We start from the raw sequence: 25,339 nt of genomic DNA, 5'->3' as shown, positions 1-25,339 counted from the left end.
GTCAATCAGTCGATTAGGGTGGGCGGGCCGACGTCCGGGTCGGCCACGAGTCCGTCGGAGGTTTTCGTGTCGGCTTCCCCCTCCCCTTCCCCCGCCCCCTCCGCCTCGGCTCGGGTGCTGCGGGCCGAGCCCGTGGAGTTCACGACGCGGGCTCCCGTGCGGCTGGTGTTCACCGCGCGTGCGGCGGCCCCGCCGGCGGCGGTGTACGAGGCGCTGGCGCGGGACGTGGCCGGGTGGCCCGGGTGGTTCTCGGCGCTGCGGGAGGCTCGGGCCACCGACGGCGGCGCCGGGCGGGAGGTCGTGTTGCGGGGCGGGGTGTGGTTCGCGGAGACGGTGCTCGCGGCGGAGCCGGAGCGGCGGTACGCCTACCGGGTGGACACCACGAACGTGCCGGGCCTGTCGGCGCTGGTGGAGGAGTGGCGGCTGCTGCCGAACCCCCGGGCGGCGGGCAGTCTCGTGCGCTGGACCTTCGCGGCGGACGGCCCGCCGGCCCTGCGCCGCGGACTGCTCCTGGCCCGGCCGGGCCTGGGCCTCTCGTTCCGGGGCGCGGTGCGGGCCCTGGACCGCCGACTGGCTGCCGGCGGCTGACGGGAGGGGTCACAGGCCGGCGAGGCCCCGCTTGAGCAGGCGGCCGACCGGTCGCTCCACCCAGCGGTGCACGAGCCAGGCGGCGATCAGCATGCCCGCGAGCACCGAGCCCAGCAGGAGGTGTGTGGGCACGCGGTCCTCGAACAGGTGGAACAGCTCGTGCCCGATGTTCTCGTGCAACAGGTAGAGGGGGTAGGTGAGGGAGCCCGCGAACGGGAGCCACCGCCAGTTCACCCACGAGAACTTCCCCAGGGCGACCAGGGCCATGACGCCGAAGCAGGCCGCGACGACGAGGGGCACCGGCCAGTAGGGGACGTGGCTGCCCATGTAGTCGGCGGTGTTGCGCCAGGTCGTCCGGCTGGTCGGCAGGGATCCGCAGAAGCAGACCAGCACGATGCCGAACAGCATGAGCGACGGCCGGAAGCGGTGCATCAGGTAGAAGGCGATCCCCGCGATGAAGTACCAGCCGTAGCGGGGCATCACCAGCATCTGGAGCGGCCCGCCCTCCGGGGCGGAGGCGAAGAGCGCGCCGGCCACGATCCACGCCCAGCAGAAGAAGACCAGCCTGCGATAGGTGAGGCCCCACCAGGCCATGACGGCGAAGAGCACGTAGAAGCGCAGTTCCACGAAGAGGGTCCAGTAGGCCCCGTCGACGGACCGCACGCCCATCGGCTCTTGGAGCATCGTCAGGTTGACCAGCACGTCGGTGAGTTGCAGGGGCCGCTTTCCGCCCGCGATGAGGGCCACGACCGCGGTGGTCGCCAGGACGGCGAACCAATAGGCGGGGAAGAGGCGCACCACGCGGGAGACGAAGAAGTGTTGGAGCGGCTTGCCCCAGCAACTCATGCATATGACGAACCCGCTGATCAGGAAGAACAGCTGTACCCCGAGCCAGCCGTAGGCGGCGAAGGGGAAGAGGGTGGGGAACTTCGTCCTGCCGTTCACGCTCCAGGCGCCGACGACCGCCGTGTAGTGGTAGAGGACGACGGCGAGCGCGGCGAGGATCCGCAGCCCGTCGAGCACGTGCATGCGCCGGGGCCGCGCGGCGGGAGGGGCGGGGGCCGCCGTCGGCGACGTTCCGAAAACCCCGGAGCCGACGGGCGCGAGGGGTGCGCTTCCAAGCATGACGAAAGACCTCTGGGAATCGATGCGATCGGGAGAATTACGGGCTCATGAAAGCCGCGCACACGAAGAATCCCGATACGGCGAGGCCCCGGACACTCTAAAGCGCCTCTCCCCGAATGCCCCAAATCTTCGAAGGACCACGGCGCCCCCAGGTTGGCGCACCCGTGCCGCCGGCCCGGCCGTGGTCGGGCCGGCGGGGTGGGTCAGGGGGTGGGTTCGCGCCAGACGCCGGTGGTGAGCATGGTCTCCAGGGTCTTGGCGTAGGGCGCGAGGTCGAGGCCCTGGGCGGCGACCCAGGCGTCGGAGTAGTACTTGTCGAGGTAGCGGTCGCCCGGGTCGCAGAAGAGGGTGACGACGCTGCCCTGGCGGCCTTCGGCGATCATCTCGGCGACGATCCGCAGGCTGCTCCACAGGCCGGTGCCGGTGGAGCCGCCGGCCTTGCGGCCCAGCGCGTTCTCCAGGGCGCGGCAGGCGGCGACGCTCGCGGCGTCGGGGACGCGCATCATGCGGTCGATGGCGGCGGGCAGGAAGCTGGGTTCCATGCGGGGGCGGCCGATGCCCTCGATGCGGGAGCCGCAGGTGCCGACGAGGTCGGGTTCGTCGCGGACCCAGCCGTCGAAGAAGACGGAGTTCTCGGGGTCGGGGACGCAGATGCGGGTGTCGTACTGCATGTAGTGCACGTAGCGGGCGATGGTCGCCGAGGTGCCGCCGGTGCCGGCGGTGGCGACGATCCAGGCGGGTTCGGGGTGGCGTTCGCGGCGCAGTTGCTGGTAGATCGAGTCGGCGATGTTGTTGTTGCCGCGCCAATCGGTGGCCCGCTCGGCGTAGGTGAACTGGTCCATGTAGTGGCCGCCGGTGCGGGCCGCGAGGGCCGCGGATTCCGCGTACATGCTCATCGGGTCGTCCACGAAGTGGCAGGTGCCGCCGTGGAATTCGATGAGCCGACACTTCTCGGGGCTGGTGGTGCGGGGCATCACGGCGACGAAGGGGACGCCGATGAGCTTGGCGAAGTACGCCTCGGAGACGGCGGTGGAGCCGGAGGACGCCTCGATGACGGGGCGGTCGGGGCGGAGCCGGCCGTTGCACAGGGCGTACAGGAACAGGGAGCGGGCCAGCCGGTGCTTGAGGGAGCCGGTCGGGTGGGTGGACTCGTCCTTGAGGTAGAGGTCCACGCCCCATTCCTCGGGCAGCGGGAAGCGCAGGAGGTGGGTGTCGGCCGAGCGGTTGGCGTCCGCCTGCACCTTTCGGACGGCTTCTTTCAGCCAGCTTCGGTAGCTCGCGTCGCTGCGGTCCACATCGATCGTGACCGGGGTGGTGCTCATCCGTTCCGCTCCTCGCGCTGGGTGTTCGCCGGGCTTCTCACTCCCCTCAATGTACCCCTCTCACCTGCGCAAACAGTCTCTTTGGGGGTCCATGAGGATGGCTTGGGGACCGGTGTGTGTTGCGGGCTCCGGGCGGGCGCGCGACAGTGAGGGAGGCCGGGCCCGGGGTGGCGCGGCGTTGCCCTCACCGTCCTGGAGTCGCCACCGTGAGCGAGATTTCGGACAACAGCAGGCAGTACACGGTGGAGCTTCTGGCCCTGCCCGCGCGGATCGCGCAGACCCGTCGGATCCTCGGCGACCGGCTGCGGGAGTGGAGTCTGGACCCCCTGGTGGACCGGGCCGCGCTGGGGCTGACGGAGCTGCTGACGAACGTGCACCGGCACGCCCGCCCCGACAAGAGCTGCACGGTGGGCGTCGAGGTGCGCGACGGGCGGTTGATCGTGTCGGTCTCCGACAACGACCCGCGGCTGCCGGTGCTGCGCGCGGCCGATCCCTCCGCCCTGCGGACCTGCGGGCGGGGCATGGCCCTGATCGAGGCGGTCAGCGAGAGCTGGGGCGCGCGGCACGGGGCCGGGCGGGCCGGGAAGGTGATCTGGTTCTCGCTGCGCACGGGGGACGCCGAGCGGGCCGCGACGCCCGCCGGCTCCCGGCCGCGGGCCCGCTGAGCCGGGCCCGCCGACCCCTCAGGCCGCCACGGCCAGGGCGCCCAGCGGGTCGTCCAGGACCGGCTGCCAGGCGAGTTCGGCGGCGCCCACCAGGCTGTTGTGCTCCAGTGTGCACGGCAGGATCGGGACGCTGCCGCTGCGGCCCCACAGGCTGCGGTCGGCGACCACGGCCCGCAGCCGCGCCGGGTCGGCGCGCAGCAGTTCGCGGTGCAGGCCGCCCAGGATGATCCGGTCCGGGTTGAGGATGTTCACCAGCCCCGCCAGGCCCAGGCCGAGACGGTCGACGATCTCCTCGGCGGCGGCCCGCACGGCCGGGTCCTCGTACTCGTCGCGGAGCAGTTCCCGGGCCTGCTGGAGCAGCGAGACCTCGGGGCCGGGGGTCCGGCCGGCGGCGGTGAGCAGGGCCAGCGGGTCGGCCTCCACGTCGAGGCAGCCGCGGCCGCCGCAGTGGCAGGCCCGGCCCTCGGGGTTGACCGTGAGGTGCCCGACCTCCAGGGCGAGGCCGGAGCTGCCGCTGTGCAGGCGGCCGTCCAGCACGAGGGCCCCGCCCACGCCCCGGTGTCCGGTGGCCACGCACAGCAGGTGGGCGGCGCTGCGCCCGGCGCCGTGCCGGTGTTCGGCGAGGGCCGCGAGGTTGACGTCGTTGCCGGTGAGGGCGGGGCCGGGGATGCCGGCCTCGGCCACGCAGTCGGCGAACACGGACCGGACCGGGGCGCCGGGCTCCCAGGCCAGGTGCAGCGGGTTGAGGGCGGTGCCCTCGGGTTCGGCGACGGCGGAGGGCACGGCGAGTCCGGCGCCCACGCAGCGCCGGCCGGTGGCCCGCAGCAGTTCGGCGCCGGTGCGGACCACGGCGCGCAGCACCTGGGCCGGGTCGGCGGAGACGGTGACCTGGCCGGGGGCGGTGGCGAGGATCCGGCCGCCGAGGCCCACCAGGGCGGTGCGGTAGCCGTCGGGGTGGACCTGACCGGCGAGCACCACGGGGCCGCGTTCGTCGATGGCCAGCCGGTGCGAGGGCCGGCCCTGGGCGCCGCCCGCGCCGCCGGGGCGGGAGTCCACGCGGATCAGGCCGAGGGCCTCCAGTTCGGCGGCGACGGCCCCGGCGGTGGCACGGGTGACGCCGAGTTCGGCGGTGAGGACGGCGCGGGTGGGGGCGCGGCCGGTGTGGACGAGCTCCAGGGCCGGGCCGAGGGCTCCCCGGCCCCGGTCGAGGCGGGTGCGGGCGGGCGGGGCGGCCGAGGGAGGGGGGGTGGTGCGGGTGGGTGCCGTGGTCCCTGCGGTCGGTGCCGTCCGCTCCGGGGTCGCGTCGCCGTTCATGTCAGCGATCCTCGCATGATCCGAGGGGTCGGCGGGCACGGATCAGCCCAGGTCGGCGACCCTGAGGGTGATGTTCAGCCGGCCGGTGAGACCGAGGGACCCCGGGCCCGTGCCGGGCAGGACCTTGGGCACTCCGTGGTAGGCCAGACGGGAGGGTCCGCCGAAGACGACGAGGTCGCCGCTGCGCAGGGTGAGGTCGGTGTGCGGGCCGCCGCGGGCCTGGGGGGTGCCGAAGCGGAACACGCAGTCGTCACCGAGGCTGAGGGAGACCACGGGGGCCGGATCGCGTTCCTCGGCGTCGCGGTGCATGCCCATGCGGGCGCCGGGGCCGTAGAAGTTGATCAGGGCGGTGTCGTGGGCCGGGGCGTGGGCCGGGAGGTCCTCGGGGGCCAGGGCGTGGGCGGCGGTGAGGGCACGGGCGCCGAGGGCGGCGAGGAAGGCGGGCATGGGTTTGACCGGGGCCCCGTCGCCGTCCACGGCCGTGCGGGCGTAGCCGTAGGGGTACCAGTGGTTGCCGAGGCAGACCTGGCGGGCGCTCATGGTGCCGCCGCCGGGGGTGTGGACGGTGCGCAGGCCGGCGGGGCCGGTGGCCCAGCGACGGCAGTGGGCGAGGAGTTCGGCCTGGGCGGCGGGGTCGAGCCAGTCGGGGAGGTGCACGGCGCCGGGGGCGAAGGCGACGGGGGTGCGGGCGGGGCCGGGGGGCAGCGCGTTGCGGGGGAAGAGGCCGTCGTCGGTCATGGGTCCAGTATCGGGCGGGCGCTTGCCCGGCGGGGCCGGGGTGCGCACACTGGCGGACATGACGGGAGATCACGGGACGGACGGGGCGGTCGCGGTCACGGACGCCGAGGAGCGGCAGGCGCGGCGGGACGCGGCGACGGTGGAGATCGGGTTCGCGCTCGTGACCGGGGTGCTGCTCGGCGGATTGGTGTTGCTGGTGCTGTTGGCGCCGATGCTGCGGTGGCAGCCGGGGAGCGTGGCGGCGGAGCAGGTGTGGACGTGGACGGCGGTGGGGATCGCGGCGCTGGTGTGCGTGTGGCGGGTGGTGCGGGTGTTGTGGCGGTTCGATCCGTCCCGGCGGTGAGCGCTCAGCCGATGTCGGCGGCGGTGACGGTCTGGGCGCGGAAGGTCCAGCGGGGGCCTCGGTCCCAGGGGTTGGGCATGGTGGTGTCGGTGGCGTAGGCGTAGCCGGCCCCGCGGTCGAAGGCGGTGCGCAGGGTGGCGCGCATGGCGGCGGCGTCGGGGACCTCGTGGACCAGGTGCCAGAAGGCGGTGCCGGAGGGGTCGTACTCGGTGCCGGGGCGGTAGCCGCCGGCGGCGTTGAAGACGTTGCCGCCGAGCCAGCCGCCGGCGGTGTAGGCCGCGTAGGGGGCCTCGTAGGTGACGAACACGTCGGCGGTGCGCCGGCCGGGTTCGAGGTAGCAGTCGGCGATGGCGGTGCCGGGGTTGTTGACGACGAGGTCGCGGGCCTCGGGGTCGAGGGAGTGCACGACCTCCTGGACGTAGGCGCGGTAGGAGGCGTAGCGGTCGCGGGTGCTGTTGTCGGGGCCGCAGTCGCGGGCGACCACGTCGAAGAAGATGCCGTCCACGTGGAGTTCGCCGTCGGCGGTGCGCAGGTAGTTGTCGACGGAGGCGCGGACGGCGGCGGGGTCGCGGTTGCCGTGGTCGGTGTGCACGTAGCCGAGGACCTTGGTGTGTTCGCCGGTGGCGGTGACGGCGCGGCGCAGGGCGTCGGCGCGTTCCTGCCAGGGTTCGTCGAAGGGCGCGTCGCCGTTGTTGGGGTTGAGCACGACGATCGAGGGGGCCGGGTCGGTCTCGGCGAGGGTCGCGAGGACGGGGTCGTCGGCGTGCACGTAGGCGGGGACCGCGATCTCCAGGCCGCGCTGCCCGGTGGGGGCCTTGCGCGGGTAGGGCGCCGGGGTCCCGGGGCGGCCGGGTATCGCGGCGCCGGCGGGCTCCGCGCGGGCGTCGCCGGCGCTGCCGGCCGGGGCGGGTGCGGCGAGGACGCCGACGAGCAGGACCGCGGTGACGAGGGCCTTCACGACGCGCTTCGAGGGCACGGGTTCCTCCGGCACTGGCTGGGGCCGTGGGGCGGGAGGCTTCGGGACGTGGGGCGTGCGGACGACGCTCGCGCGCCGTTCGTGCTTCCCGTGAGCGGCCCCGGTGCCTCCCGCGCCGGGCGGCTTCGGTGCGAGGAACAGTAGACGGGGGTGGGGGGTGGGGCGGTGGCTTTGGCGAGCTTTCGTATGACGAACAGATCAGCGACCGGTCACCTCATCATGTGAACCTCCCGGGGCGGGCGCACGGCCGGTCCCGGGAGGCATCAGGCTTCTCCGCCGTCACACGCGCACCACCAGCCGGGGGTGGTCGGGGGTGCGCGGCGCGCTGCGGCGAACGGGGGCTCAGCCCTCGGCGTCGGGCGCGGCCGGCGTCGCGTTCGCGCCCTGGCGCTTGTCGAGGGCGGCGAGCGCCTTGCGGGCCATCGGGGAGGTGCGGACGATCTCGGCGATGTTGGTGGAGCCCTGGGTGATGCCCGCGAAGGCCCGCCAGGCCGGGCGCAGGCCGGTGAGGGCGGCGTGGACGAGGGCGGGGCGGGCGGAGAACACGGCGAGCAGCCGGCGGCCCACGGCCATCTCCACGCCGAGTCCGGCCTTGACGGCGAAGGCGTAGTTCAGGGCCTGTCGGCGGGCGTCGACCCCGTCCTGGGCCTCGGCGATGCGCACGGCCCACTCCCCCGCCAGCCGGCCCGAGCGCAGCGCGAAGGAGATGCCCTCGCGGGTCCACGGCTCCAGCAGGCCGGCGGCGTCGCCGGCGACCAGGACCCGGCCGCGCGAGAGCGGGGAGTCCTGGGTGCGGCAGCGGGTCAGGTGACCCGAGGAGACGCTCGGTTCGAAGCCGGCCAGGCCAAGCCGGGCGATGAAGTCCTCCAGGTACCGCTTGGTCGCGGCGCCCTCCCCGCGGGCCGCGATCACCCCGACGGTGAGGGTGTCGCCCTTGGGGAAGACCCAGCCGTAACTGCCGGGCAGCGGGCCCCAGTCCAGCAGGACGCGGCCCTTCCAGTCCTCGGCGACGGTGGGCGGGACCGGGATCTCGGCCTCCAGGCCCAGGTCCACCTGGTCGAGTTCGACGCCGACGTGCGCGCCGATCCGGCTCGCGCTGCCGTCGGCGCCGACCACCGCGCGGGCCAGGACGGTCTCGCCGTCGGCGAGGACCACGGCGACGGTGCGCCGGTCCGGGACGGCGGAGCCGTGCTGTTCGACCCGGGACACCGCGGTGCCGGTGCGCAGGGTGGCGCCGGCCTTCTCGGCGGCGGCGACCAGCGCCGCGTCGAACTCGGGGCGGTTGACGAGGCCGAACAGCATCCGCTTGGAGCGGCGGGTGCGGGTGAGGCGGCCGTTGTGGGTGAAGGTGACGGCGTGCACGCGGTCCTGGAGCGGCAGCCTGAACCCGGCCGGGAGGCTGTCGCGGGAGGGGCCGATGATGCCGCCGCCGCAGGTCTTGTAGCGGGGCAGTTCGGCCTTCTCCAGGAGCAGCACGCGCCGGCCCGCGCCGGCCGCCGCGTACGCCGCGCTCGCGCCGGCCGGGCCGGCGCCGACCACCACGACGTCCCAGACCTCCGCGTCCTCCGGCGCCTGGGCCCCGGGGGCGTGCGTCGACGCGGGCTCGGACTCCGGCGCGGGGCGGCCGGGCTCGGGGGCGTCGTTGTGTACGTCGTCGGTGCTCACGATGTGTCGCTGCTCCTGCTCGCGCGATGGGTTGCCGATGCCGGGCAAATCCTACGGTGAGCCGCCCCGCCGGCTCGCTGTGGGAGGATCGATCACGTCCCGCCGCCCCACCGGGCGGCTTCCGGTCGACCCACCGTCACACCCCGACAGGAGCGTGTCCCGCATGTCCTCCACCCCGATCGCCGAGACCGTCGCCGCGCTGATGCCGCGGGCCCGGACCGAACTGGCCGAGCTCGTGGCGTTCCGGTCGGTCGCGGACTTCGCGCAGTTCCCGCGCAGCGAGAGCGAGGGCGCGGCGAACTGGGTGGCCGACGCGCTGCGGGCGGAGGGGTTCACCGACGTGGCCCTGTTGGACACCCCGGACGGCACCCAGTCGGTGTACGGGTATCTGCCCGGTCCCGAGGGCGCGCCGACCGTGCTGCTGTACGCGCACTACGACGTGCAGCCCCCGCTGGACGACGCGGCCTGGACCTCCCCGGCCTTCGAGCTGACCGAGCGCGAGGGCCGCTGGTACGGGCGCGGGGCGGCGGACTGCAAGGGCGGGTTCATCATGCACCTGCTGGCGATCCGCGCGCTGAAGGCCGGTGACGGGGTGCCGGTGTCGCTGAAGGTGATCGTGGAGGGTTCGGAGGAGCAGGGCACCGGCGGCCTGCAGCGGTACGCCGAGGCGCACCCCGAGCTGCTGGCCTCGGACGCGATCGTGATCGGCGACGCGGGCAACTTCCGCACCGGCCTGCCGACCGTGACGGCCTGTCTGCGCGGCATGACCCTGGTGCGGATCAAGGTGGACACCCTGGCGGGCAACCTGCACTCGGGCATGTTCGGCGGGGCCGCGCCGGACGCGCTGGCGGCGCTGATCCGCGTGCTGGACTCGCTGCGCACGGAGGACGGCTCGACCGTGGTGGACGGGCTGGCCGGGGACGGCGTGTGGGAGGGGCTCCAGTACCCGGAGCCCGATTTCCGGGCCGACGCGAAGGTGTTGGACGGGGTCGAGCTGATCGGCTCGGGCACGATCTCGGACCGGCTGTGGGCCCGGCCGGCCGTCACGGTCCTGGGCATCGACTGCCCGCCGGTGCTCGGCGCGACCCCCTCGGTGCACGCGAGCGCCGCGGCCCTGGTGAGCCTGCGGGTGCCGCCGGGCACCGACGTGTCGGGGGCGATCGAGCTGCTGACCGCGCACCTGGCGGCGCACGTGCCGTGGAAGGCGAAGGTGGAGCTGGAGGTCGTGGGCCAGGGGCAGCCGTTCCTCGCGGACACCACCAGCCCGGCGTACGCGGCGATGGCGGACGCGATGGCGGTGGCCTACCCGGGCCAGGAGATGCAGGCGGCCGGGATGGGCGGGTCGATCCCGCTGTGCAACACCCTGACCGAGCTGTACCCGGCGGCCGAGATGCTGCTGATCGGGCTGAGCGAGCCGGCCGCGCAGATCCACGCCGTGGACGAGAGCGTCTCGCCGCAGGAGCTGGAGCGCCTGTCGGTGACGGAGGCGCTGTTCCTGGAGAACTACGCCCGGGCCGCGCGCGGCTGACCGCGCGGCCTCCTGCGGGGCCCGGTGCGGGGGGCCGGCCGATGGGTCGGCCCCCGCACGGGCGGTCATCGCAGGGGATCGGGGCCGGGGTCGCCGGCCTCCAGGTTGAGCACGGTGCCGCGTTCGCGGGCCCGCAGGGCCCAGCGCAGTCGGGTGTGCCGCTGCGGCGGCAGCAGTTCGGCCGCCTCCGCCTCGGTGACGAAGCGCCAGGCCCGCAGTTCGGGACCTGGCAGGCGCAGCGCGCGGGCCCGGTCGGCGGTGAGGCGTCCGCCGTCGAAGAGCAGCCGCAGGCCGCCGTGGGCGGGCGGGGCCGGCGGTTCCCAGTCCACGACGAGCAGCCGGGGCCGTTCGGCCAGGGCGAGCCCGAGTTCCTCGGCGACCTCGCGGATCCCGGCGCGGGCCGGGGCCTCGCCGCGTTCGACGATCCCGCCGGGGAACTCCCAGCCCGGTTTGTAGGTGGGGTCGACGAGCAGGACCCGGTCCCGCTCGTCGAAGAGCAGCACCCCGGCGGCGACGGTCTCGGCGCGCGGTTCGGGGGTCTGGACGATGGCGCAGACCCCGGCGGTGTCGTCGCGTACGGCGGCGGCCACGCGTTCGGCCGCGGCGCGCGGGCTCAGTGTCGAGTTGTCCACCACGTACGCGTCCTCGACGAGCCAGTCCAGGGCCCGCCGGTAGGCGGTCAGGCGCTCGGGGTGCGCTCGGGTCCGCTCGCGGAGGATCGTTTCCCCCGGGTGCAGCAGCACGTGCCGGACGGGTATCCGGCGGGCCGCCAGGGCGCCGAAGATCTCGTCCCGGTATTCCTGGCGCAGCAGGCCCGCGGGGGCCACCAGGGTGCCGCCGAGCTCGGCGAGCAGGGCGGCGGCCGTGTCCACCACCAGGCGCCGCCAACTCGGCAGGTCCTGGTGGTCGGCGACCTCGGCGAGCCGTTCGGCCGGCAGCAGCCGGCCCAGCGCGTCGCCGACGAGCGCGGGTTCGAACAGGGCGCTGTCGGGCAGCAGGTCCACCAGTTCGCGGGCGGTGCCGCTCTTGCCCGCGCCGAAGGCCCCGTTGATCCAGACGATCACGGTGTTCCCCCTCCACGTAAGACGTCGTCCGGGTCCGGGCGAGCGCCCCGGATGGCCCCGGGCGACGCCCCAGGGTGGCTTGCCCGCAACACCCCGTCACGGAAACCCCGTTGTCCGCGGAGTGCTTATGCTCGTGTCGGGACCGGTCGGCATGTCCGACCCGTCCGTTCCGCACCCACCTGGGAGGTCTCCCCGTCGTGCCGCAGCCGCGTCGCCCCCGCCCGTCCGAACCGGCCCGGCCCGCCCCTCCCCCCGAACCGCGGTACGGCATCCGGCCGACGATGAAGGACGTGGCGGCGCACGCCGGGGTGGGGCTCAAGACGGTCTCCCGGGTGGTCAACGGGGAGCCGGGGGTGACCCCGGAGACCGAGTCGCGGGTGCGCGAGTCCATCACGGCCCTGGGTTTCCGTCGCAACGACAGCGCCCGGGTGTTGCGCAAGGGGCGCACGGCCACGGTGGGGCTGGTGCTGGAGGATCTGGCCGACCCCTTCTACGGACCGCTGAACCGGGCGGTGGAGGAGGTCGCGCGGGCCCACGGTGCGCTGCTGATCAACGGCTCCAGCGCCGAGGACCCCGAGCGGGAGCGCGAGCTGGCCCTGGCCCTGTGCGCGCGGCGGGTGGACGGGCTGATCGTGATCCCCGCAGGGGACGACCACCGCTATCTGGAGCCGGAGATCAGGGCCGGGGTGGCGACCGTGTTCGTGGACCGGCCGGCCGGGCGGATCGAGGCGGACGTGGTGCTCTCGGACAGTTTCGGCGGGGCCCGGACGGGGGTGGCGCACCTGATCGCGCGGGGTCACCGGCGGATCGGGTTCATCGGGGACCAGCCGCGCATCCACACGGCCGTGGAGCGGCTGCGCGGGTACCGGGCGGCGATGGCGGACGCGGGACTGCCGGTGCGCGAGGAGTGGGTGGCGCTGGGGTCGACGGCGCCCGCGAGCGTGGCGGCCGCGGCCGGGCCGATGCTGGCCGGTCCGGAGCCGGTGACGGCGCTGTTCGCCGGGAACAACCGGGTGACGGTGACGGCGGTGCGGGTGTTGGCGGGGCAGTCGCGGGCGGTGGCCCTGGTGGGCTTCGACGACCTGGAGCTGGCCGATCTGTTGCGCCCGGGGGTGAGCGTGGTGGCGCAGGACGCGGCGGCGCTGGGACGCGTGGCCACGGACCGCTTGTTCCGGCGGCTGTCGGGCACGCCGCTGAGGCCGGAGCGGATCGAGCTGCCGACCCGGTTGATCGAGCGCGGTTCGGGCGAGTTGCCGCCCGCGCCCTGAGCGCGCCCCGTCGCGCCGGCGCGGGCCCGGGAACGCCGCCGGGCCCGGCGCCGCGCGCGTCACGGGGACGCGCGGGCGGCCGGGCCCGGCGGGGTGCCGCTCGGGGATCAGGCGCCGGCGGTGAGGGTGGCGGAGCGGCGCGGGATCGCGAACGCGTCCAGCTCGGCGCGGGTCAGGCCGGTCAGGGCGGTGACCTCCTCGATGCCGACGGCGCCGCAGTCCAGGCCGCGCACGAGGTAGCCGGCGAGGGCCTTGGCGGTGGCCGGCTCGTCCATCACGTCGCCCTCGACCTTGGCCACGTACGCCTTCAGCCGGGCGGCGGCGGTCTCCAGGCCCTCGCGGTAGAAGGTGAAGACGGCCGCGTAGCGGGTCGGCAGGTGACCCGGGTGCATGTCCCAGCCCTGGTAGTAGGCGCGGGCCAGGGCGCGGCGGGTGAGGCCGTAGTGCAGGCGCCAGGCCTCGTGCACCTTCTCGGTGGTGCCGACGGGCAGCACGTTGGTGGAGCCGTCGGAGACGCGCACGCCGGTGCCGGCGGCGGCGACCTGCATGATCGCCTTGGCGTGGTCGGCGGCCGGGTGGTCGCTGGACTGGTAGGCGGCCGAGACGCCGACGCAGGCGCTGTAGTCGAAGGTGCCGTAGTGCAGGCCGGTGGCACGGCCCTTGGCGGCGTCCAGCATGCGGGCCACGGTGGCGGTGCCGTCGGGGCCGAGGATGGCCTGGCTGGTCTCGATCTGGATCTCGAAGCCGATCCGGCCGGGGCGCAGGCCGCGGCTGCTCTCGAATGCCTCCAGCAGCTCGACGAAGGCGGACACCTGCTCGGCGTAGGTCACCTTGGGCAGGGTCAGGACGAGGTTCTCGGGCAGGCCGCCGTGGGCGAGCAGGCCGGAGAGGAACACGTCGGTGGTCCGGATGCCGCGGTCGCGGACGTTGGACTCCATGCACTTCATGCGGATGCCCATGTAGGGGGCGTTGGTGCCGTTGGCGTACGCCTCGTTGACCAGGCGGGCGGCGCGCGCGGCGGCCTGGTCCTCCTCCTCGTCGGAGCGGACGCCGAAGCCGTCCTCGAAGTCGATCCGCAGGTCCTCGATGGGCTCGGTGGCGAGCTTGGCGCGGACCCGGTCGTAGACGGGGCCGGCGAGCTCGTCGGGGATGCCGAGGACCTTGGCGAGGGTCGCGGCGTCGGGGGCGTGCTCGTCGAGCATCGCGAGGGCCTGGTCGCCCCAGGACCGGATGGTCTCGGGGGTGAAGACGTCACCGGGGACGTAGACGGTGTGGATCGGCTGGCGCGTGCCGGGGTCGCCCGGGTAGCGGCGCGCGAGCTGCGCGTCCACCGGCTTGAGGGAGGCGCTGATGCCCTCGCTGACCGCACCCGCGAGGCTCGTAGCCACCTTCTCCTGCTGACCCATCGTGCACTCTCCTCTTTTCCGCTTCACGGAAGCATTGATCCGCATAGCAGAATTTAGTCAGGGCATTCCGCTCAGTCAATGGTCCCTCCGGACAGGTGCGCGAACGACCCGGGGCCGTGTGGTGAGGTTCACCACACGGCCCCGGGTCTCGGCTTACGGGCAGGTCAGCCCTTGCGCGCCGTGATCTCCTCGGTCAGCTGCGGCAGGACCTGGAACAGGTCGCCGACGACGCCGTAGTCCACGAGGTCGAAGATCGGGGCCTCGGCGTCCTTGTTGACGGCCACGATGGTCTTCGAGGTCTGCATGCCGGCGCGGTGCTGGATCGCGCCGGAGATGCCGGAGGCGATGTACAGCTGCGGGGCGACGGACTTGCCGGTCTGGCCGACCTGGCTGGAGTGCGGGTACCAGCCGGCGTCGACGGCGGCGCGGGAGGCGCCGACGGCCGCGCCGAGGGAGTCGGCCAGGGCCTCGATGATCGCGAAGTTCTCGGCGCCGTTGACGCCGCGGCCGCCGGAGACCACGATCGCGGCCTCGGTCAGCTCGGGGCGACCGGTGGACTCGCGCGGGGTGCGGGAGACGATCTTGGTGCCGGTGGCCAGGGCGCCGAAGGTGACGGCCAGCTCCTCCACCGCGCCGGCGGCCGGGGCGGCCTCGACGGGGGCGGAGTTGGGCTTCACGGTGATGACCGGGGTGCCCTTGGAGACGCGGGACTTGGTGGTGAAGGAGGCGGCGAACGCGGACTGGGTCGCGACCGGGCCCTCGTCACCGGCCTCCAGGTCGATGGCGTCGGTGATGATGCCCGAGCCGATGCGGACGGCGAGGCGGGCCGCGATCTCCTTGCCCTCGGCGGAGGACGGGACCAGCACGGCGACCGGGGAGACGGCCGCGTGGGCGGCCTGGAGGGCGTCCACCTTCGGCACCACGAGGTACTCGGCGAACTCCGGGGCGTCGGCGGTCAGGACCTTGACCGCGCCGTGCTCGGCGAGGACCGCGGCGGTGTCGGCGGCGCCGGCGCCCAGGGCGAGGGCCACGGGCTCGCCGATGCGGCGGGCGAGGGTGAGCAGTTCGAGGGTGGGCTTGCGGACGGCTCCGTCGACGTGGTCGACGTAGACGAGGACTTCGGCCATGGGACTTCTCCAGCGATTGCGAAGGGTGAGCGACTGCGGGGGCGGGACCGGGACGGTCGGAGTCCTAGATGAACTTCTGGCCGGCCAGGAACTCGGCCAGCTGACGGCCGCCCTCGCCCTCGTCCTTGACGATCGTTCCCGCGGTGCGCGCGGGGCGCTCGGTGGCCGAGTCCACGGCGGTCCAGGCACCCTCCAGGCCGACCTCCTCGGCCTCCAGGTCCAGGTCGCCCAGGTCCCAGGCGGTGACCGGCTTCTTCTTCGCGGCCATGATGCCCTTGAAGGAGGGGTAGCGGGCCTCGCCGGACTGGTCGGTGACGGAGACCAGGGCGGGCAGCGATGCCCGCAGGGTCTCGCTCGCGGTGTCGCCGTCGCGCCGACCGGTGACCACGCCGTCCTCCACGGAGACCTCGGAGAGCAGGGTGACCTGCGGGATCTCCAGGCGCTCGGCGAGCAGGGCGGGCAGCACGCCCATGGTGCCGTCGGTGGACGCCATGCCGGTGATGACCAGGTCGTACCCGGCCTTCTCCACGGCCTTGGCCAGCACCAGGGAGGTGCCGATCACGTCGGTGCCGTGCAGGTCGTCGTCCTCGACGTGGATCGCCTTGTCGGCGCCCATGGACAGGGCCTTGCGCAGGGCGTCCTTGGCGTCCTCGGGGCCCACCGTCAGGACGGTGATCTCCGCGTCGTCGGCCTCTTCCGCGATCTGCAGCGCCTGCTCGACGGCGTACTCGTCGAGCTCCGACAGCAGCCCGTCGACGTCGTCGCGGTCGACGGTCAGGTCATCGGCGAAGTGCCGGTCACCGGTGGCGTCGGGCACGTACTTCACACAGACAACGATCCTCAAGCTCACGCCGGCTCTCCTACCTGCATCGTCTTTTCCGAGCTGCCTTGTGCAGGCAGCATAGGCGCCTTCTCGGGCGGTTCCCCGACGGGGCGGCCCGCGCTCCCGAACGAGATGTTACTCGTCAGTACAGCGTGCCGCCGTCAACGGTGCAAGCCATCCGCACTGTGACCTTGCCAACGCCGCGCGCCCGGCGCCAACAGGGACGATTCAATCGCGCAGCGCGTTGAAGCGGCCCTGGTGGTACAACAACGGGCGACCTTCCCCGCGCGCGGCCCCGGCAACCACCTCCGCGATGATCACCCGGTGTTCGCCGGCGGCTATTCGGGACCGGATCCGGCACACCAGCCACGCCTGCGCCCCGGCCAGCACCGGCACCCCGTGCGGCCCGGGGGCCCACCCGGTCCCGGGGCCGAACCGGTCCGCGCCGCTGCGGGCGAACAGGCCCGCCAAGGCGCCCTGTTCCTCGCCGAGCACGTGCACGCCGACCAGCCCCGAGCCCTCCTCCGAGACGGCCGGCCAGCTGGAGGAGCCGGTGCCGATCGAGAAGGACAGCAAGGGGGGTTCGGCGGAGACGGAGTTGAGGGAGGTCGCGGTGAAACCGACCGGCACCCCGGTCACCGGGTGAGTACCGGTGATCACGGCCACGCCGGCGGCGTGCTGCCGGAACGCGGCGCGGAGCAGATCGGGGGAGCCGGGCCGGTGGGCGCCGGAGGCGGCGCGGCCGCCCTGGGCGGGCACGCCGGCGGGGGCCTCGGGGGACGCGGTCGCGACGCGGGTGCTCGGGGTCGTCATCGTCGATTCGCCTTCTTCTGCTGTCGGGACGGGACGGGGGCCGGGGACGCGCTCGCGCGACGACAGCGCGCGCTCGCGCACCGGACCAGGTCCACGTGCACCCGTCCGTACAGCAGGAGTTCCTTCGGCATGGCCAAAGCCTGTCCAGCCCGCGCGCGCGGCGTCAAGCGCGCACGCTCCGATGTCGGACGCGTCACGCCGGCCCCGGTCACAGCACCGCCCCCAGGGCCGCGATCACGTCGGCCTTGCGCGGCATGCCCTCGGCCCGGCGGGCGATCCGGCCCCCGGCGTCCAGCACGAGCACGGTCGGGGTGCGGGCCACGTCCAGGGCGCGCACGAGGTCGAGCCGGGCCTCGGCGTCGATCTCCACGTGCCGCACCCCGGGCACCAGCCCGGCCACCTCCGACAGCACCCGTCGGGTGCCCCGGCAGGGTTGGCAGAAGGCCGTGGAGAAGTGCACCAGCGTGGCCCGCTCGCCGCGCTCCGCGCCGAGTTCCCGGTCGGTCAGCACGCCGTCCGGACCCGCGTCCGGACCCTCCCGCTCCCCCGCGCCGTGCGCCTCACGCGTCGTCCCGGTCATGTCCGCCCCTCGTGTGCGCCCCGTCGGCGACCCGCCCCGCCGGCCCGCCCGTTCCGTCCGGCGGCCCCGGCACCGGGTCCTCGTCCCCTCGAAAACCCTCCGGGTCATCGTCCGCATTCCCGGAGTGACGAGAATCTCCTCCACAACCGCCCGCCGAACTGGCCAGAACGTCGGGATTCGGGCACGATCCCCATGGTCACACGTACCTACGTGGGCGTAACTTCCGGCCGGGTGAACGTCCCCCAGGCAGAAAGCGGGGTCTCCCCATGGCTGAACTCGTCTACCCGCCGATCATCGGCGCGGCGCACACGCTGTTCAAGGCGCTGGACATCCGCACCGACATGAAGGGCACCGAGCACATCCCGCGGTCCGGCGGGGCGGTGCTGGTCTCCAACCACATCGGCTACCTGGACTTCATCTTCGCCGGCCTCACCGCCCGCCCCTCCAAGCGCCTGGTCCGCTTCATGGCCAAGGAGTCGGTGTTCCGGCACAAGGTCTCCGGGCCGCTGATGCGCGCGATGAAGCACATCCCGGTGGACCGCTCCCAGGGCGAGGACGCCTACCGGCAGGCCCTGGCGGCGCTGCGCGGCGGGGAGATCATCGGGGTCTTCCCCGAGGCCACCATCTCGCAGTCCTTCACCCTCAAGAGCTTCAAGTCGGGCGCGGCCCGGATGGCGCAGGAGGCGGGGGTGCCGATGATCCCCGTGGCCCTGTGGGGCACCCAGCGGCTGTGGACCAAGGGGCGGCCCAAGGACCTGCGGCGCAGCCACATCCCGGTGACCATCCGGGTGGGCGAGCCCATCGAGGCCCCGACCGACCAGTACGCGGGGGCGCTGACCCGACGGGTCCGCGACCGGATCCAGGACCTGCTGGAGTCGGCGCAGAAGGCGTACCCGGCGCGCCCCAAGGGCCCCGAGGACTCCTGGTGGCAGCCCGCGCACCTGGGCGGCACCGCGCCGACCCCGGAGGAGGTCAAGGCCCGCGGCGACGTCTGAGCGGCGCGCGGGCGGGCCCGTGCACGCCGACGGGGCGGCCCCGGGGACCTCGAAGGGTCTCCCGGGGCCGCCCCGCCCGCGTTCGGGCCGTCAGCCGGCCGCCAGCTCCTCCTTGAGGGCCTGGAGGAAGGCGTCCACGTCGGCCTCGGTGGTGTCGTACGAGCACATCCAGCGCACGTCGCCGGCCGCCTCGTCCCAGAAGTAGAAGCGGAAACGCTCCTGCAGGCGCCGGGTGACGGCGTGGTCGAGCCGGGCGAAGACCGCGTTGGCCTCCACCGCGTAGAGGATCTCCACCCCGTCCAGGCCCCGGACCCCCTCGGCGAGGCGCGCGGCCATCGCGTTGGCGTGCCGGGCGTTGCGCAGCCACAGGTCGCCGCCGAGCAGGGCCTCGAACTGCGCCGACAGGAAGCGCATCTTGGAGGCGAGCTGCATGGACATCTTGCGCACGTGACCGACGTTGCGGACCGCGTCGGGGTTCAGCACGACCACGGCGTCGCCGAGCATCATCCCGTTCTTGGTGCCGCCGAAGGAGAGCACGTCCACTCCGGCGTCGGCGGTGAACGCCGCGAACGGAAGTCCGAGGGCGGCGGCCGCGTTCGACAGCCGGGCGCCGTCCAGGTGCACCTTCATGCCGAGCCCGTGGGCGTGCTCGCAGATCGCCCGGATCTCCTCGGCCGTGTACACGGTGCCCAGTTCGGTGTTCTGGGTGATCGAGACGACCTGGGGCATGGCCCGGTGCACGTCGTCGAAGCCCCATGCCTCCCGGTCGATCAGCTCGGGGGTGAGCTTGCCGTCGGGGGTGTCCACGGCGAGCAGCTTGATGCCGGCCATCCGCTCGGGGGCGCCGCCCTCGTCCACGTTGATGTGGGCGCTGCGCGCGCAGACCACCGCGCCCCAGCGGTCGGTCATGGCCTGCAGGGCCGTGACGTTCGCGCCGGTGCCGTTGAACGCCGGGAAGAACTCGGCGCGCGGCCCGAAGTGACGGCGCGCGATCTCCTGGAGGTGTTCGGTGTAGAGGTCGTCGCCGTAGGAGACCTGGTGGCCCTCGTTGGCCAGGGCCAGGGCGGCGAGGATCTCGGGGTGGACGCCCGCGTAGTTGTCGCTGGCGAAGCCGCGCGTCGCGGGGTCGTGCCGGCGGCGGGCGTCCCCGCCCTCGGGTCCTACGGTTGCGGGGTGAGCCACAGACGCTGTCCGTTCACTTCGGGGGCGGGTCGGTCCCAGACGCCGACGACGGCCTCGGCCAGCTCGTCGACGTCCGTGAAGCCCGCGAACTTCGCAGTGGGGCGTTCGGCCCGCATGGCCTCGTGCACCAGTGCCTTGATGACCAGGATCGCAGCCGCGGCGCGCGGCCCGTCCTCGCCCCCCGCCTTGCGGAAGGAGTCGGCCAGGGCCAGGGTCCACGCCTCGGCGGCCGCCTTGCCGGCGTTGTACGCGGCGTTGGTGGCCACCGGCTTGTGCGCGCCGGACTGGCTGACGAGCACGTAGCGGCCGCGGTCGCCGCGCAGCAGCGGGTCGTGGAAGGCCAGGGAGGTGTGCTGGACCGTGCGGATCAGCAGCTTCTCCAGCAGTTCCCAGTCGGCCGGGTCGGCCTCGGTGAAGGACTTCGCCCCGCGCCAGCCGCCCACGAGGTGCACCAGGCCGTCGACGCGGCCGAACTCCTTCTCCGTGCGGGCCGCCCACTCGCGGGTGGCCTCCAGGTCGAGGAGGTCCACGGTGTCGCCGGTGACGGTGGCCCCGCCGTGGGCGTACCGGGCCGCGTCCACGGCCTCCGCCAGGCGCGCGGGGTCGGCGTCGGCGGCCACGACGGTGGCGCCGGCCTCGGCCAGTCGCAGCAGGGTGGCCCGGCCGGCCGGTCCGGCCGCGCCCGCGACCGCGACCACCGCGCCGGAGAGGGGTCCGCCGTTGCCTGTGCCGTTCATGAGCGCGTTCTCCCGGGTCGTGGTGGACGGCGGGGAGTCGCTCACGCGGCGGCCCGCTCGGCGGTGTGGGCGGTGATGCCCTTGGTGGAGGCGATGACGCCCTTGAGCTTCTTGGCGAGGGCCTCGTAGAACATGCTCAGCGGAAACTCGTCCGGCAGCACGTCGTCGACGAGCTTGCGCGGGGGCTGCGTGAGGTCCAGGGCGTCGGGGCCCTTGGCCCAGGTGGAGCCAGGGTGCGGGGCGAGGTACTCCGAGACCAGCTCGTACGCCTTGAACCAGTGGACGAGCTTGGGGCGGTCGATGCCGGCGCGGTAGAGCTCCTCGATCTCGCCGCAGAGGCGGTTGGTGATCTCGGGGGCGCGCTCCCAGTCGATGCTCAGCCGGTTGTCGGTCCAGCGCACCACGTCGTGACGGTGCAGGTAGGCGAAGAGCAACTGGCCGCCCAGACCGTCGTAGTTGCGGACCCGGTCGCCGGAGACGGGGAAGCGGAACATCCGGTCGAAGAGCACGGCGTACTGCACGTCGCGCCCGTGCGCGTTGCCCTCGGCGTCGAGCTTCACGGCCTCCTTGAAGGCGGTGAGGTCGCAGCGCAGCTCCTCCAGGCCGTACATCCAGAACGGCTGCCGCTGTTTGATCATGAACGGGTCGAAGGGCAGGTCGCCGTGGCTGTGGGTGCGGTCGTGGACCATGTCCCAGAGCACGAACGCCTGCTCGCAGCGGGCCTGGTCGGTGACCATCGCGGCGATGTCCTCGGGCAGTTCCAGGCCCAGGGTCTCGACGGCGGCGGCGGTCACCCGGCGGAAGCGGGCGGCCTCGCGGTCGCAGAAGATGCCGCCCCAGGTGAAGCGCTCGGGGGCCTCGCGGACGGCGATGGTCTCGGGGAAGAGGACCGCCGAGTTGGTGTCGTAGCCCGCGGTGAAGTCCTCGAAGGTGATGCCGAGGAAGAGCGGGTTGTCGTAGCGGGTGCGCTCCAGCTCGGCCAGCCACTCGGGCCACACCATGCGCAGGGCCACGGCCTCCAGGTTGCGGTCCGGGTTGCCGTTCTGCGTGTACATGGGGAACACGACGAGGTGCTGGAGGCCGTCGGCGCGCTCGGCGGCCGGGTGGAAGGCCAGCAGGGAGTCGAGGAAGTCCGGGACGCCGTAGTCCTGGGCGGACCACTTGCGCAGGTCGGCCACCAGGGCCCGGTGGTACTCGGCGGCGTGCGGCAGGAGGGGCGAGAGCTCCTCGACCGCGGCTATCGCGCGCAGCACGGCGGCGTCCACGTCCGCGCGGCCGGGGGCGCCGTCGGCGGCCAGGTCGATCGCGCCGTCGGCCGACTGCCAGGGGCGGATCTCCTCCACGGCGGCCTTGAGAACGGGCCACGCCGGGTGGTCCACCACCCGCGCACCGGCGGTTGTCCCGCTGACCGCCGCACCCGACACAAGAGTTTCCGTCATGTCACTTCCTCCACAGGAGAACCTCACGTCAAGACAGCGTATGGGGACGAGGCTCTCCTGCTCAAGAGGGACCAGAGGAAATTATCCTGCGCCACCCGGGGTGAGACGGGAATTCTTGCGGCTTTCGACCGTTGCGGCGATCGCTTCGCCCAGTTCCGCCAGGGCCTCCGTGGCCGCCGGCAACAGTCCCGCCACCGCCAGGAAACCGTGGAACATGCCGGGCCGCACGTCGAGCTCGGCCCTCACTCCCCCGGCCCGCAGCCGCTCGGCCCAACGCACCGCGTCGTCGCGCAACGGATCGCAGCCGGCCGCCACCACGTGCGCGGGCGGCAGCGCCGACAGGGCCTCGGGGGCGGCGCGCAGCGGGGAGATCAGGGGGTCGGCGGGGTCTCCCTCGGCGCCGAGGTACTGCTCCCAGAACCAGGCCATGTGGGCGGTGGTGAGGTAGTAGCCGACGGCGTTCTCGCGGTGCGCGGGCAGGTCGAGATCGGCGGTGAGGGCGGGGTAGGCCAGGGCCTGGAGGGCCACGGCCGGGCCGCCGTGCTCGACCGCGAGCAGCAGGGCCGCGACGGCCAGGTTGGCGCCCGCGCTGTCGCCCGCGACCACCAGGGCCCCCGGGTCCCCGCCCAGGTCGGCCGCGTGCTCGCCGGCCCAGCGCAGGGCCGCGTACGCGTCGAGGGCGGCGGCCGGGGCCGGGTGCTCGGGCGCCCGCCGGTAGTCCACGGAGACCACGACGGCGTCGGCGGCCAGGCAGAGCCGGCGGGCGGTGGTGTCGTGGGTGTCGAGGTCGCACAGGACGAATCCGCCGCCGTGCAGGAAGACGACGGTGGGCCGGGGCCCGGTGGCCCGTCCGGAGTCGGGGCGGTAGATCCGCACGCGCAGCGGGGGCGCGCCGGCCGGGCCGGGCACGAGGCGTTCGGTGACGGCGCCGACCGGGGGCGGCGGGACCGGGGAGGGGGGCGCGGCGGCCAGGATCCGGCGGGCCGTGGCGGCGTCGGTGACGGCGCCGCCGAGGTCGGGGAAGATCCCGGTGAGGGCGTCCACGACGGCGCGGGCCCCGGGGTCGAGCCGGTCGGGGCCGACGGGGGCGGGCGCACCGGCGGAGGCGAGCAGGTGGGGCGGGACGACGGTGGTCTCGTCGAGCGCGGGGTCGTTCACGGGTGGGGTGCCTTTCGGTGCGGGGTGTACACGAGTAAGGGATCGGGCCGGCCGTGGCGCGCGGGGCGCCGGGGCGGCGTTCAGGAGGCGCGGAAGTGCGGGATGACCTTCTCGCCCCACTGGCGCAGGGTCTCCAGGCAGACCTCTTGGGGCACGGTGCCCATCTGGATCAGGCACATCACCTCGTCGGCACCGGCGTCGCGGAGGCGTTCGACGTACCGGATGGCGTCGTCGGCGTCGCCGTAGGCGTGCGCGGCGTTGAAGGTGGCGGTGGCGGTGGGCCGGACCGGGACCTCCTGTTCGTGGAGGCGGGCGACGACCTGTTCGGCGGCGCGGCGCATCGCGGCGGCCTCGTCGGCGCCGGGCACCACGGCCTCGTCGGGGACGCCGGCCCCGCCGTACCAGTGGCCGATGGACTGGGCGAAGAAGCGCTGGCCCCGGGTGCCGACGGCGCGGGCGCGTTCGGCGTCGTCGAGGACGATGGTGGGGCAGAGCACGGCGAAATGGTCGTTGACCACGGTGGAGACCAGGCGCTTGCCGTCGCGTTCGGCCACCGCCCGGTCGTGGACGGCGCGCATCTCGGCGACGGACTCGGGGCCGGCGAAGCCCATCACGAGGGCGCCGACGCCGAGCGCGGCGGCCTGGCGGAGGGTGTCGGCGCGGGAGCAGGCGAGGAAGAGGGGAGGGTGGGGGGTCTGTCGGGGGCGGGGCAGGATCGGGTGCGGGGGGATGTCGAGGAGTTCGCCGTGGTACTCCAACTCCTCCTCCTGCCAGGCCCGGCCGATGATCCGCAGGGCCTCCTCGACCTCGGCGGTGGTGCGGGCCGGGTCCACCTGGCACAGGGAGGTCTCCTGGGCGGTGCCGCCGCGGCCGGCGCCGAGGTCGACCCGGCCGCCGGAGAGCAGGTCGAGCATGGCGGCGCGTTCGGCGACGCGGACAGGGTGGTTGAAGTTGAAGGGCATACAGACCACGCCGTGGCCGATGCGTATGGTGGTGGTCTTGGCCGCGACCCAGGTGAGGAAGATCTCCGGGGCGCTCATGTGCGCGTACCACTTGAGGGAGTGGTGCTCGACGGCCCAGATCCGGTCGAAGCCCACGCGCTCGGCGAGCACGGCCTGCTCCACGCAGTCCCGGATGACCTGATGTTCGCGTTCGACGGTCGGGTCGGCGAGTTGAGCCTCGAAGATCACGGAGAATTCCACGGTGCCTCCAGGAGTGCGTCCCACGTCCGGGTTTGCTTCGATCCGCAATATGACTAGTAGTCATAGCGTGTCACGGCAAGACCTGCCACCCACCGCGTGGGCCGTTCTCGGACTGTTGTCCTTCCCCGGCGAGCGCACGGGCTACGAACTGAAGAAGTGGGCCGACTCCTCGCTGCGCTTCTTCTACTGGTCGCCGGCGATCAGCCAGATCTACGCCGAGTTGCGCAGGCTGGAGGAGCTGGGGTACGCCCGGTCCGCCGAACCGGAGCCCGGCAGCGCGCGCGGCAAGCGCCGGTACGCGATCACCGAGGCCGGGCGGGAGGCCCTGATGACCTGGGCCGCCGACACGGCGGAGGCCGGTCCGCCGATCCTCAAGCACGGGCTGATGCTGCGGGTGTGGCTGGGCCACCTGTCGCGGCCCGAACTGTTGCGGGCCATGGTCGTGGAGCACCAGGAACGGGTGCTGGCCGAGCTCACCGCGCTGCGGGCCGCCGCCGACCACGCCGCGTCCGTCCCGGAATGGTCCTTCCCCACCCTGACCCTGCGCTGGAGCGAGCGCCGGATGCTGGCCGAACTCGACCTGGCCGACGCCCTCTTGGCCGACCTGTCGGAACTCGACGGCCCGCCCCGCCCGACTCCCCCGACGGGCTGACGGGGCGGGGTCGATCAGGCGAGGGGGGCGAGGGGCTTGTCGAGGACCACGAATTCGAGGTCGGTGCGGCGGGGGACGCCGAAGCGCTCGTCGCCGTACGGGAAGGGCTGGGTCCGCCCCGTGCGCCGGTAGCCGCGGCGCTCGTAGTAGGCGATGAGCTCGTCGCGGACGTTCACGACGGTCATGCGCATCACGCGGGCCTCCCAGCGGGTCAGGGCGATGCGCTCGGCCTCCGCCATGATCAGCTTGCCGAGGCCGGCGCCCTGGAGGCCGGGGCGGACGGCGAACATGCCGAAGTACACGTGGTCGCCCCGGTGCTCCAGGTCGCAGCAGGCGACCAGCGCGCCGGCGTCCTCGACCACGAGCAGGACCCCGTCCGGGCGGTCCAGGAGCGCGGTGACGGCCTCGGCGTCGGTGCGCTGTCCGTCGAGGTAGTCGGCCTCGGTGGTCCAGCCGGCCCGGCTGGCGTCGCCCCGGTAGGCCGACTCCACGAGCTCCACCAGGGCCGGCACGTCGGCGGCGACGGCGGTGCGGTAGGTGAGCGTGGGGGTGGCCATGCGGTTCTCCGATCCATGGGGGGCGCACTCCGGCGCGCGCTCGGCGCGTGCCGGTCTCGCCCGCTCCGGGTG

At 73.9% G+C, this 25,339-nt stretch carries 26 protein-coding genes; 7 read left to right on the top strand and 19 right to left on the bottom strand.

Annotated features, from left to right (window positions below):
- Nucleotides 1-66 precede the first annotated feature (66 nt).
- Entirely contained in the window at nt 67-588 is a 522-nt protein-coding gene (locus ACN20G_RS25330; protein WP_424215120.1) for an SRPBCC family protein, read from the top strand.
- A 9-nt stretch (nt 589-597) separates the two neighbouring features.
- Here ACN20G_RS25330 and ACN20G_RS25325 read toward each other — a convergent pair whose 3' ends face one another.
- Both ACN20G_RS25325 and ACN20G_RS25320 read right to left on the bottom strand, forming a co-directional pair.
- The gene (locus ACN20G_RS25325) at nt 598-1,617 is read right to left on the bottom strand and encodes an acyltransferase family protein (RefSeq protein WP_424215119.1); all 1,020 of its coding nucleotides are present in this window, start codon (nt 1,615-1,617) and stop codon (nt 598-600) included.
- Between the two features lie 299 nt (nt 1,618-1,916).
- Nucleotides 1,917-3,035 carry a PLP-dependent cysteine synthase family protein gene (locus ACN20G_RS25320; RefSeq protein ID WP_424215118.1) on the bottom strand — a complete coding sequence of 373 codons (1,119 nt, stop codon included), beginning with the start codon at nt 3,033-3,035 and terminating at the stop codon, nt 1,917-1,919.
- A 206-nt stretch (nt 3,036-3,241) separates the two neighbouring features.
- On the opposite strand from ACN20G_RS25320, the gene ACN20G_RS25315 reads away from it, so the two are divergent.
- Nucleotides 3,242-3,700, top strand: coding sequence for an ATP-binding protein (locus ACN20G_RS25315; RefSeq protein ID WP_424215117.1), 459 nt, complete (start codon nt 3,242-3,244; stop codon nt 3,698-3,700).
- Between the two features lie 18 nt (nt 3,701-3,718).
- Here the strand turns inward: ACN20G_RS25315 and ACN20G_RS25310 are convergent, their stop codons facing one another.
- On the bottom strand, nt 3,719-5,014 hold the full coding sequence (locus ACN20G_RS25310) for an ROK family protein (protein ID WP_424215116.1): 1,296 nt from the start codon (nt 5,012-5,014) through the stop codon (nt 3,719-3,721).
- Nucleotides 5,015-5,056: 42 nt separating this feature from the next.
- Nucleotides 5,057-5,752, bottom strand: a complete 696-nt coding sequence (locus tag ACN20G_RS25305) for an alpha-ketoglutarate-dependent dioxygenase AlkB family protein (RefSeq protein ID WP_424215115.1) — start codon at nt 5,750-5,752, stop codon at nt 5,057-5,059.
- A gap of 58 nt (nt 5,753-5,810) precedes the next feature.
- Here ACN20G_RS25305 and ACN20G_RS25300 point away from each other — a divergent pair, with 58 nt between their 5' ends.
- Entirely contained in the window at nt 5,811-6,095 is a 285-nt protein-coding gene (locus ACN20G_RS25300; RefSeq protein ID WP_424215114.1) for a DUF6332 family protein, read from the top strand.
- A gap of 4 nt (nt 6,096-6,099) precedes the next feature.
- Here the strand turns inward: ACN20G_RS25300 and ACN20G_RS25295 are convergent, their stop codons facing one another.
- The gene (locus tag ACN20G_RS25295) at nt 6,100-7,071 is read right to left on the bottom strand and encodes a spherulation-specific family 4 protein (protein ID WP_424215113.1); all 972 of its coding nucleotides are present in this window, start codon (nt 7,069-7,071) and stop codon (nt 6,100-6,102) included.
- A gap of 342 nt (nt 7,072-7,413) precedes the next feature.
- Nucleotides 7,414-8,613: a geranylgeranyl reductase family protein gene (locus tag ACN20G_RS25290; RefSeq protein WP_424215676.1), complete on the bottom strand. Its 1,200-nt coding sequence runs from the start codon at nt 8,611-8,613 to the stop codon at nt 7,414-7,416.
- Between the two features lie 286 nt (nt 8,614-8,899).
- Here ACN20G_RS25290 and ACN20G_RS25285 point away from each other — a divergent pair, with 286 nt between their 5' ends.
- On the top strand, nt 8,900-10,264 hold the full coding sequence (locus ACN20G_RS25285; RefSeq protein WP_424215112.1) for a dipeptidase: 1,365 nt from the start codon (nt 8,900-8,902) through the stop codon (nt 10,262-10,264).
- Between the two features lie 65 nt (nt 10,265-10,329).
- On the opposite strand, the gene ACN20G_RS25280 is transcribed toward ACN20G_RS25285, so the two are convergent.
- Nucleotides 10,330-11,328, bottom strand: coding sequence for an NUDIX domain-containing protein (locus ACN20G_RS25280; protein ID WP_424215111.1), 999 nt, complete (start codon nt 11,326-11,328; stop codon nt 10,330-10,332).
- A gap of 281 nt (nt 11,329-11,609) precedes the next feature.
- Here ACN20G_RS25280 and ACN20G_RS25275 point away from each other — a divergent pair, with 281 nt between their 5' ends.
- The gene (locus ACN20G_RS25275) at nt 11,610-12,596 is read left to right on the top strand and encodes a LacI family DNA-binding transcriptional regulator (protein WP_424215110.1); all 987 of its coding nucleotides are present in this window, start codon (nt 11,610-11,612) and stop codon (nt 12,594-12,596) included.
- A gap of 107 nt (nt 12,597-12,703) precedes the next feature.
- Here the strand turns inward: ACN20G_RS25275 and ACN20G_RS25270 are convergent, their stop codons facing one another.
- From ACN20G_RS25270 to ACN20G_RS25245, 6 genes are all read right to left on the bottom strand, one after another.
- The gene (locus ACN20G_RS25270; protein ID WP_424215109.1) at nt 12,704-14,002 is read right to left on the bottom strand and encodes a DUF6986 family protein; all 1,299 of its coding nucleotides are present in this window, start codon (nt 14,000-14,002) and stop codon (nt 12,704-12,706) included.
- A gap of 164 nt (nt 14,003-14,166) precedes the next feature.
- Entirely contained in the window at nt 14,167-15,129 is a 963-nt protein-coding gene (locus ACN20G_RS25265) for an electron transfer flavoprotein subunit alpha/FixB family protein (protein ID WP_424215108.1), read from the bottom strand.
- Between the two features lie 64 nt (nt 15,130-15,193).
- Nucleotides 15,194-15,979 (bottom strand): electron transfer flavoprotein subunit beta/FixA family protein, encoded by a 786-nt coding sequence (locus ACN20G_RS25260; RefSeq protein ID WP_424215107.1) that lies wholly within the window; start codon nt 15,977-15,979, stop codon nt 15,194-15,196.
- 201 nt (nt 15,980-16,180) lie between these two features.
- Nucleotides 16,181-16,765 (bottom strand): flavin reductase family protein, encoded by a 585-nt coding sequence (locus ACN20G_RS25255; RefSeq protein WP_424215106.1) that lies wholly within the window; start codon nt 16,763-16,765, stop codon nt 16,181-16,183.
- Complete coding sequence (locus ACN20G_RS25250; RefSeq protein ID WP_424215105.1) at nt 16,762-16,896, bottom strand: hypothetical protein; 135 nt, start codon at nt 16,894-16,896, stop codon at nt 16,762-16,764. The genes ACN20G_RS25255 and ACN20G_RS25250 overlap by 4 nt, the downstream gene beginning before the upstream one ends.
- Nucleotides 16,897-16,973: 77 nt before the next feature.
- Nucleotides 16,974-17,345 carry a TlpA family protein disulfide reductase gene (locus ACN20G_RS25245; protein ID WP_424215104.1) on the bottom strand — a complete coding sequence of 124 codons (372 nt, stop codon included), beginning with the start codon at nt 17,343-17,345 and terminating at the stop codon, nt 16,974-16,976.
- Nucleotides 17,346-17,611: 266 nt separating this feature from the next.
- Between ACN20G_RS25245 and ACN20G_RS25240 the strand changes: the two genes are divergently transcribed.
- The gene (locus ACN20G_RS25240) at nt 17,612-18,340 is read left to right on the top strand and encodes a lysophospholipid acyltransferase family protein (protein WP_424215103.1); all 729 of its coding nucleotides are present in this window, start codon (nt 17,612-17,614) and stop codon (nt 18,338-18,340) included.
- 90 nt (nt 18,341-18,430) lie between these two features.
- Here the strand turns inward: ACN20G_RS25240 and ACN20G_RS25235 are convergent, their stop codons facing one another.
- The 5 genes from ACN20G_RS25235 to ACN20G_RS25215 all read right to left on the bottom strand — a co-directional run bounded on the left by ACN20G_RS25235 (nt 18,431) and on the right by ACN20G_RS25215 (nt 24,058).
- Nucleotides 18,431-19,522 (bottom strand): threonine aldolase family protein, encoded by a 1,092-nt coding sequence (locus ACN20G_RS25235; protein WP_424215102.1) that lies wholly within the window; start codon nt 19,520-19,522, stop codon nt 18,431-18,433.
- Nucleotides 19,501-20,259: an SDR family NAD(P)-dependent oxidoreductase gene (locus ACN20G_RS25230; RefSeq protein WP_424215675.1), complete on the bottom strand. Its 759-nt coding sequence runs from the start codon at nt 20,257-20,259 to the stop codon at nt 19,501-19,503. The genes ACN20G_RS25235 and ACN20G_RS25230 overlap by 22 nt, the downstream gene beginning before the upstream one ends.
- Nucleotides 20,260-20,300: 41 nt before the next feature.
- Entirely contained in the window at nt 20,301-21,698 is a 1,398-nt protein-coding gene (locus ACN20G_RS25225) for a DUF6421 family protein (protein ID WP_424215101.1), read from the bottom strand.
- A gap of 81 nt (nt 21,699-21,779) precedes the next feature.
- Nucleotides 21,780-22,856, bottom strand: coding sequence for an alpha/beta hydrolase (locus tag ACN20G_RS25220; protein ID WP_424215100.1), 1,077 nt, complete (start codon nt 22,854-22,856; stop codon nt 21,780-21,782).
- 80 nt (nt 22,857-22,936) lie between these two features.
- Nucleotides 22,937-24,058 (bottom strand): LLM class flavin-dependent oxidoreductase, encoded by a 1,122-nt coding sequence (locus tag ACN20G_RS25215; protein WP_424215099.1) that lies wholly within the window; start codon nt 24,056-24,058, stop codon nt 22,937-22,939.
- A gap of 67 nt (nt 24,059-24,125) precedes the next feature.
- Between ACN20G_RS25215 and ACN20G_RS25210 the strand changes: the two genes are divergently transcribed.
- Complete coding sequence (locus tag ACN20G_RS25210) at nt 24,126-24,710, top strand: PadR family transcriptional regulator (protein ID WP_424215098.1); 585 nt, start codon at nt 24,126-24,128, stop codon at nt 24,708-24,710.
- 14 nt (nt 24,711-24,724) lie between these two features.
- On the opposite strand, the gene ACN20G_RS25205 is transcribed toward ACN20G_RS25210, so the two are convergent.
- Entirely contained in the window at nt 24,725-25,267 is a 543-nt protein-coding gene (locus ACN20G_RS25205; RefSeq protein WP_424215097.1) for a GNAT family N-acetyltransferase, read from the bottom strand.
- Nucleotides 25,268-25,339: the final 72 nt, after the last annotated feature.

The organism is Streptomyces dryopteridis, assembly GCF_049606955.1.
Taxonomy (GTDB): Bacteria; Actinomycetota; Actinomycetes; order Streptomycetales; family Streptomycetaceae; genus Streptomyces.
This window is presented reverse-complemented; position numbering and strand designations above follow the sequence as displayed.

Bases quoted from the DNA above. Each gene is read 5' to 3' on its own strand.
- ACN20G_RS25325 (WP_424215119.1), bottom strand. From the start codon at position 1,617: ATGCACGTGCTCGACGGGCTGCGGATCCTCGCCGCGCTCGCCGTCGTC.
- ACN20G_RS25320 (WP_424215118.1), bottom strand. From the start codon at position 3,035: ATGAGCACCACCCCGGTCACGATCGATGTGGACCGCAGCGACGCGAGC.
- ACN20G_RS25310 (WP_424215116.1), bottom strand. From the start codon at position 5,014: ATGAACGGCGACGCGACCCCGGAGCGGACGGCACCGACCGCAGGGACC.
- ACN20G_RS25305 (WP_424215115.1), bottom strand. From the start codon at position 5,752: ATGACCGACGACGGCCTCTTCCCCCGCAACGCGCTGCCCCCCGGCCCC.
- ACN20G_RS25300 (WP_424215114.1), top strand. From the start codon at position 5,811: ATGACGGGAGATCACGGGACGGACGGGGCGGTCGCGGTCACGGACGCC.
- ACN20G_RS25285 (WP_424215112.1), top strand. From the start codon at position 8,900: ATGTCCTCCACCCCGATCGCCGAGACCGTCGCCGCGCTGATGCCGCGG.
- ACN20G_RS25275 (WP_424215110.1), top strand. From the start codon at position 11,610: ATGAAGGACGTGGCGGCGCACGCCGGGGTGGGGCTCAAGACGGTCTCC.
- ACN20G_RS25270 (WP_424215109.1), bottom strand. From the start codon at position 14,002: ATGGGTCAGCAGGAGAAGGTGGCTACGAGCCTCGCGGGTGCGGTCAGC.
- ACN20G_RS25265 (WP_424215108.1), bottom strand. From the start codon at position 15,129: ATGGCCGAAGTCCTCGTCTACGTCGACCACGTCGACGGAGCCGTCCGC.
- ACN20G_RS25255 (WP_424215106.1), bottom strand. From the start codon at position 16,765: ATGACGACCCCGAGCACCCGCGTCGCGACCGCGTCCCCCGAGGCCCCC.
- ACN20G_RS25250 (WP_424215105.1), bottom strand. From the start codon at position 16,896: ATGCCGAAGGAACTCCTGCTGTACGGACGGGTGCACGTGGACCTGGTC.
- ACN20G_RS25245 (WP_424215104.1), bottom strand. From the start codon at position 17,345: ATGACCGGGACGACGCGTGAGGCGCACGGCGCGGGGGAGCGGGAGGGT.
- ACN20G_RS25240 (WP_424215103.1), top strand. From the start codon at position 17,612: ATGGCTGAACTCGTCTACCCGCCGATCATCGGCGCGGCGCACACGCTG.
- ACN20G_RS25230 (WP_424215675.1), bottom strand. From the start codon at position 20,259: ATGAACGGCACAGGCAACGGCGGACCCCTCTCCGGCGCGGTGGTCGCG.
- ACN20G_RS25225 (WP_424215101.1), bottom strand. From the start codon at position 21,698: ATGACGGAAACTCTTGTGTCGGGTGCGGCGGTCAGCGGGACAACCGCC.
- ACN20G_RS25205 (WP_424215097.1), bottom strand. From the start codon at position 25,267: ATGGCCACCCCCACGCTCACCTACCGCACCGCCGTCGCCGCCGACGTG.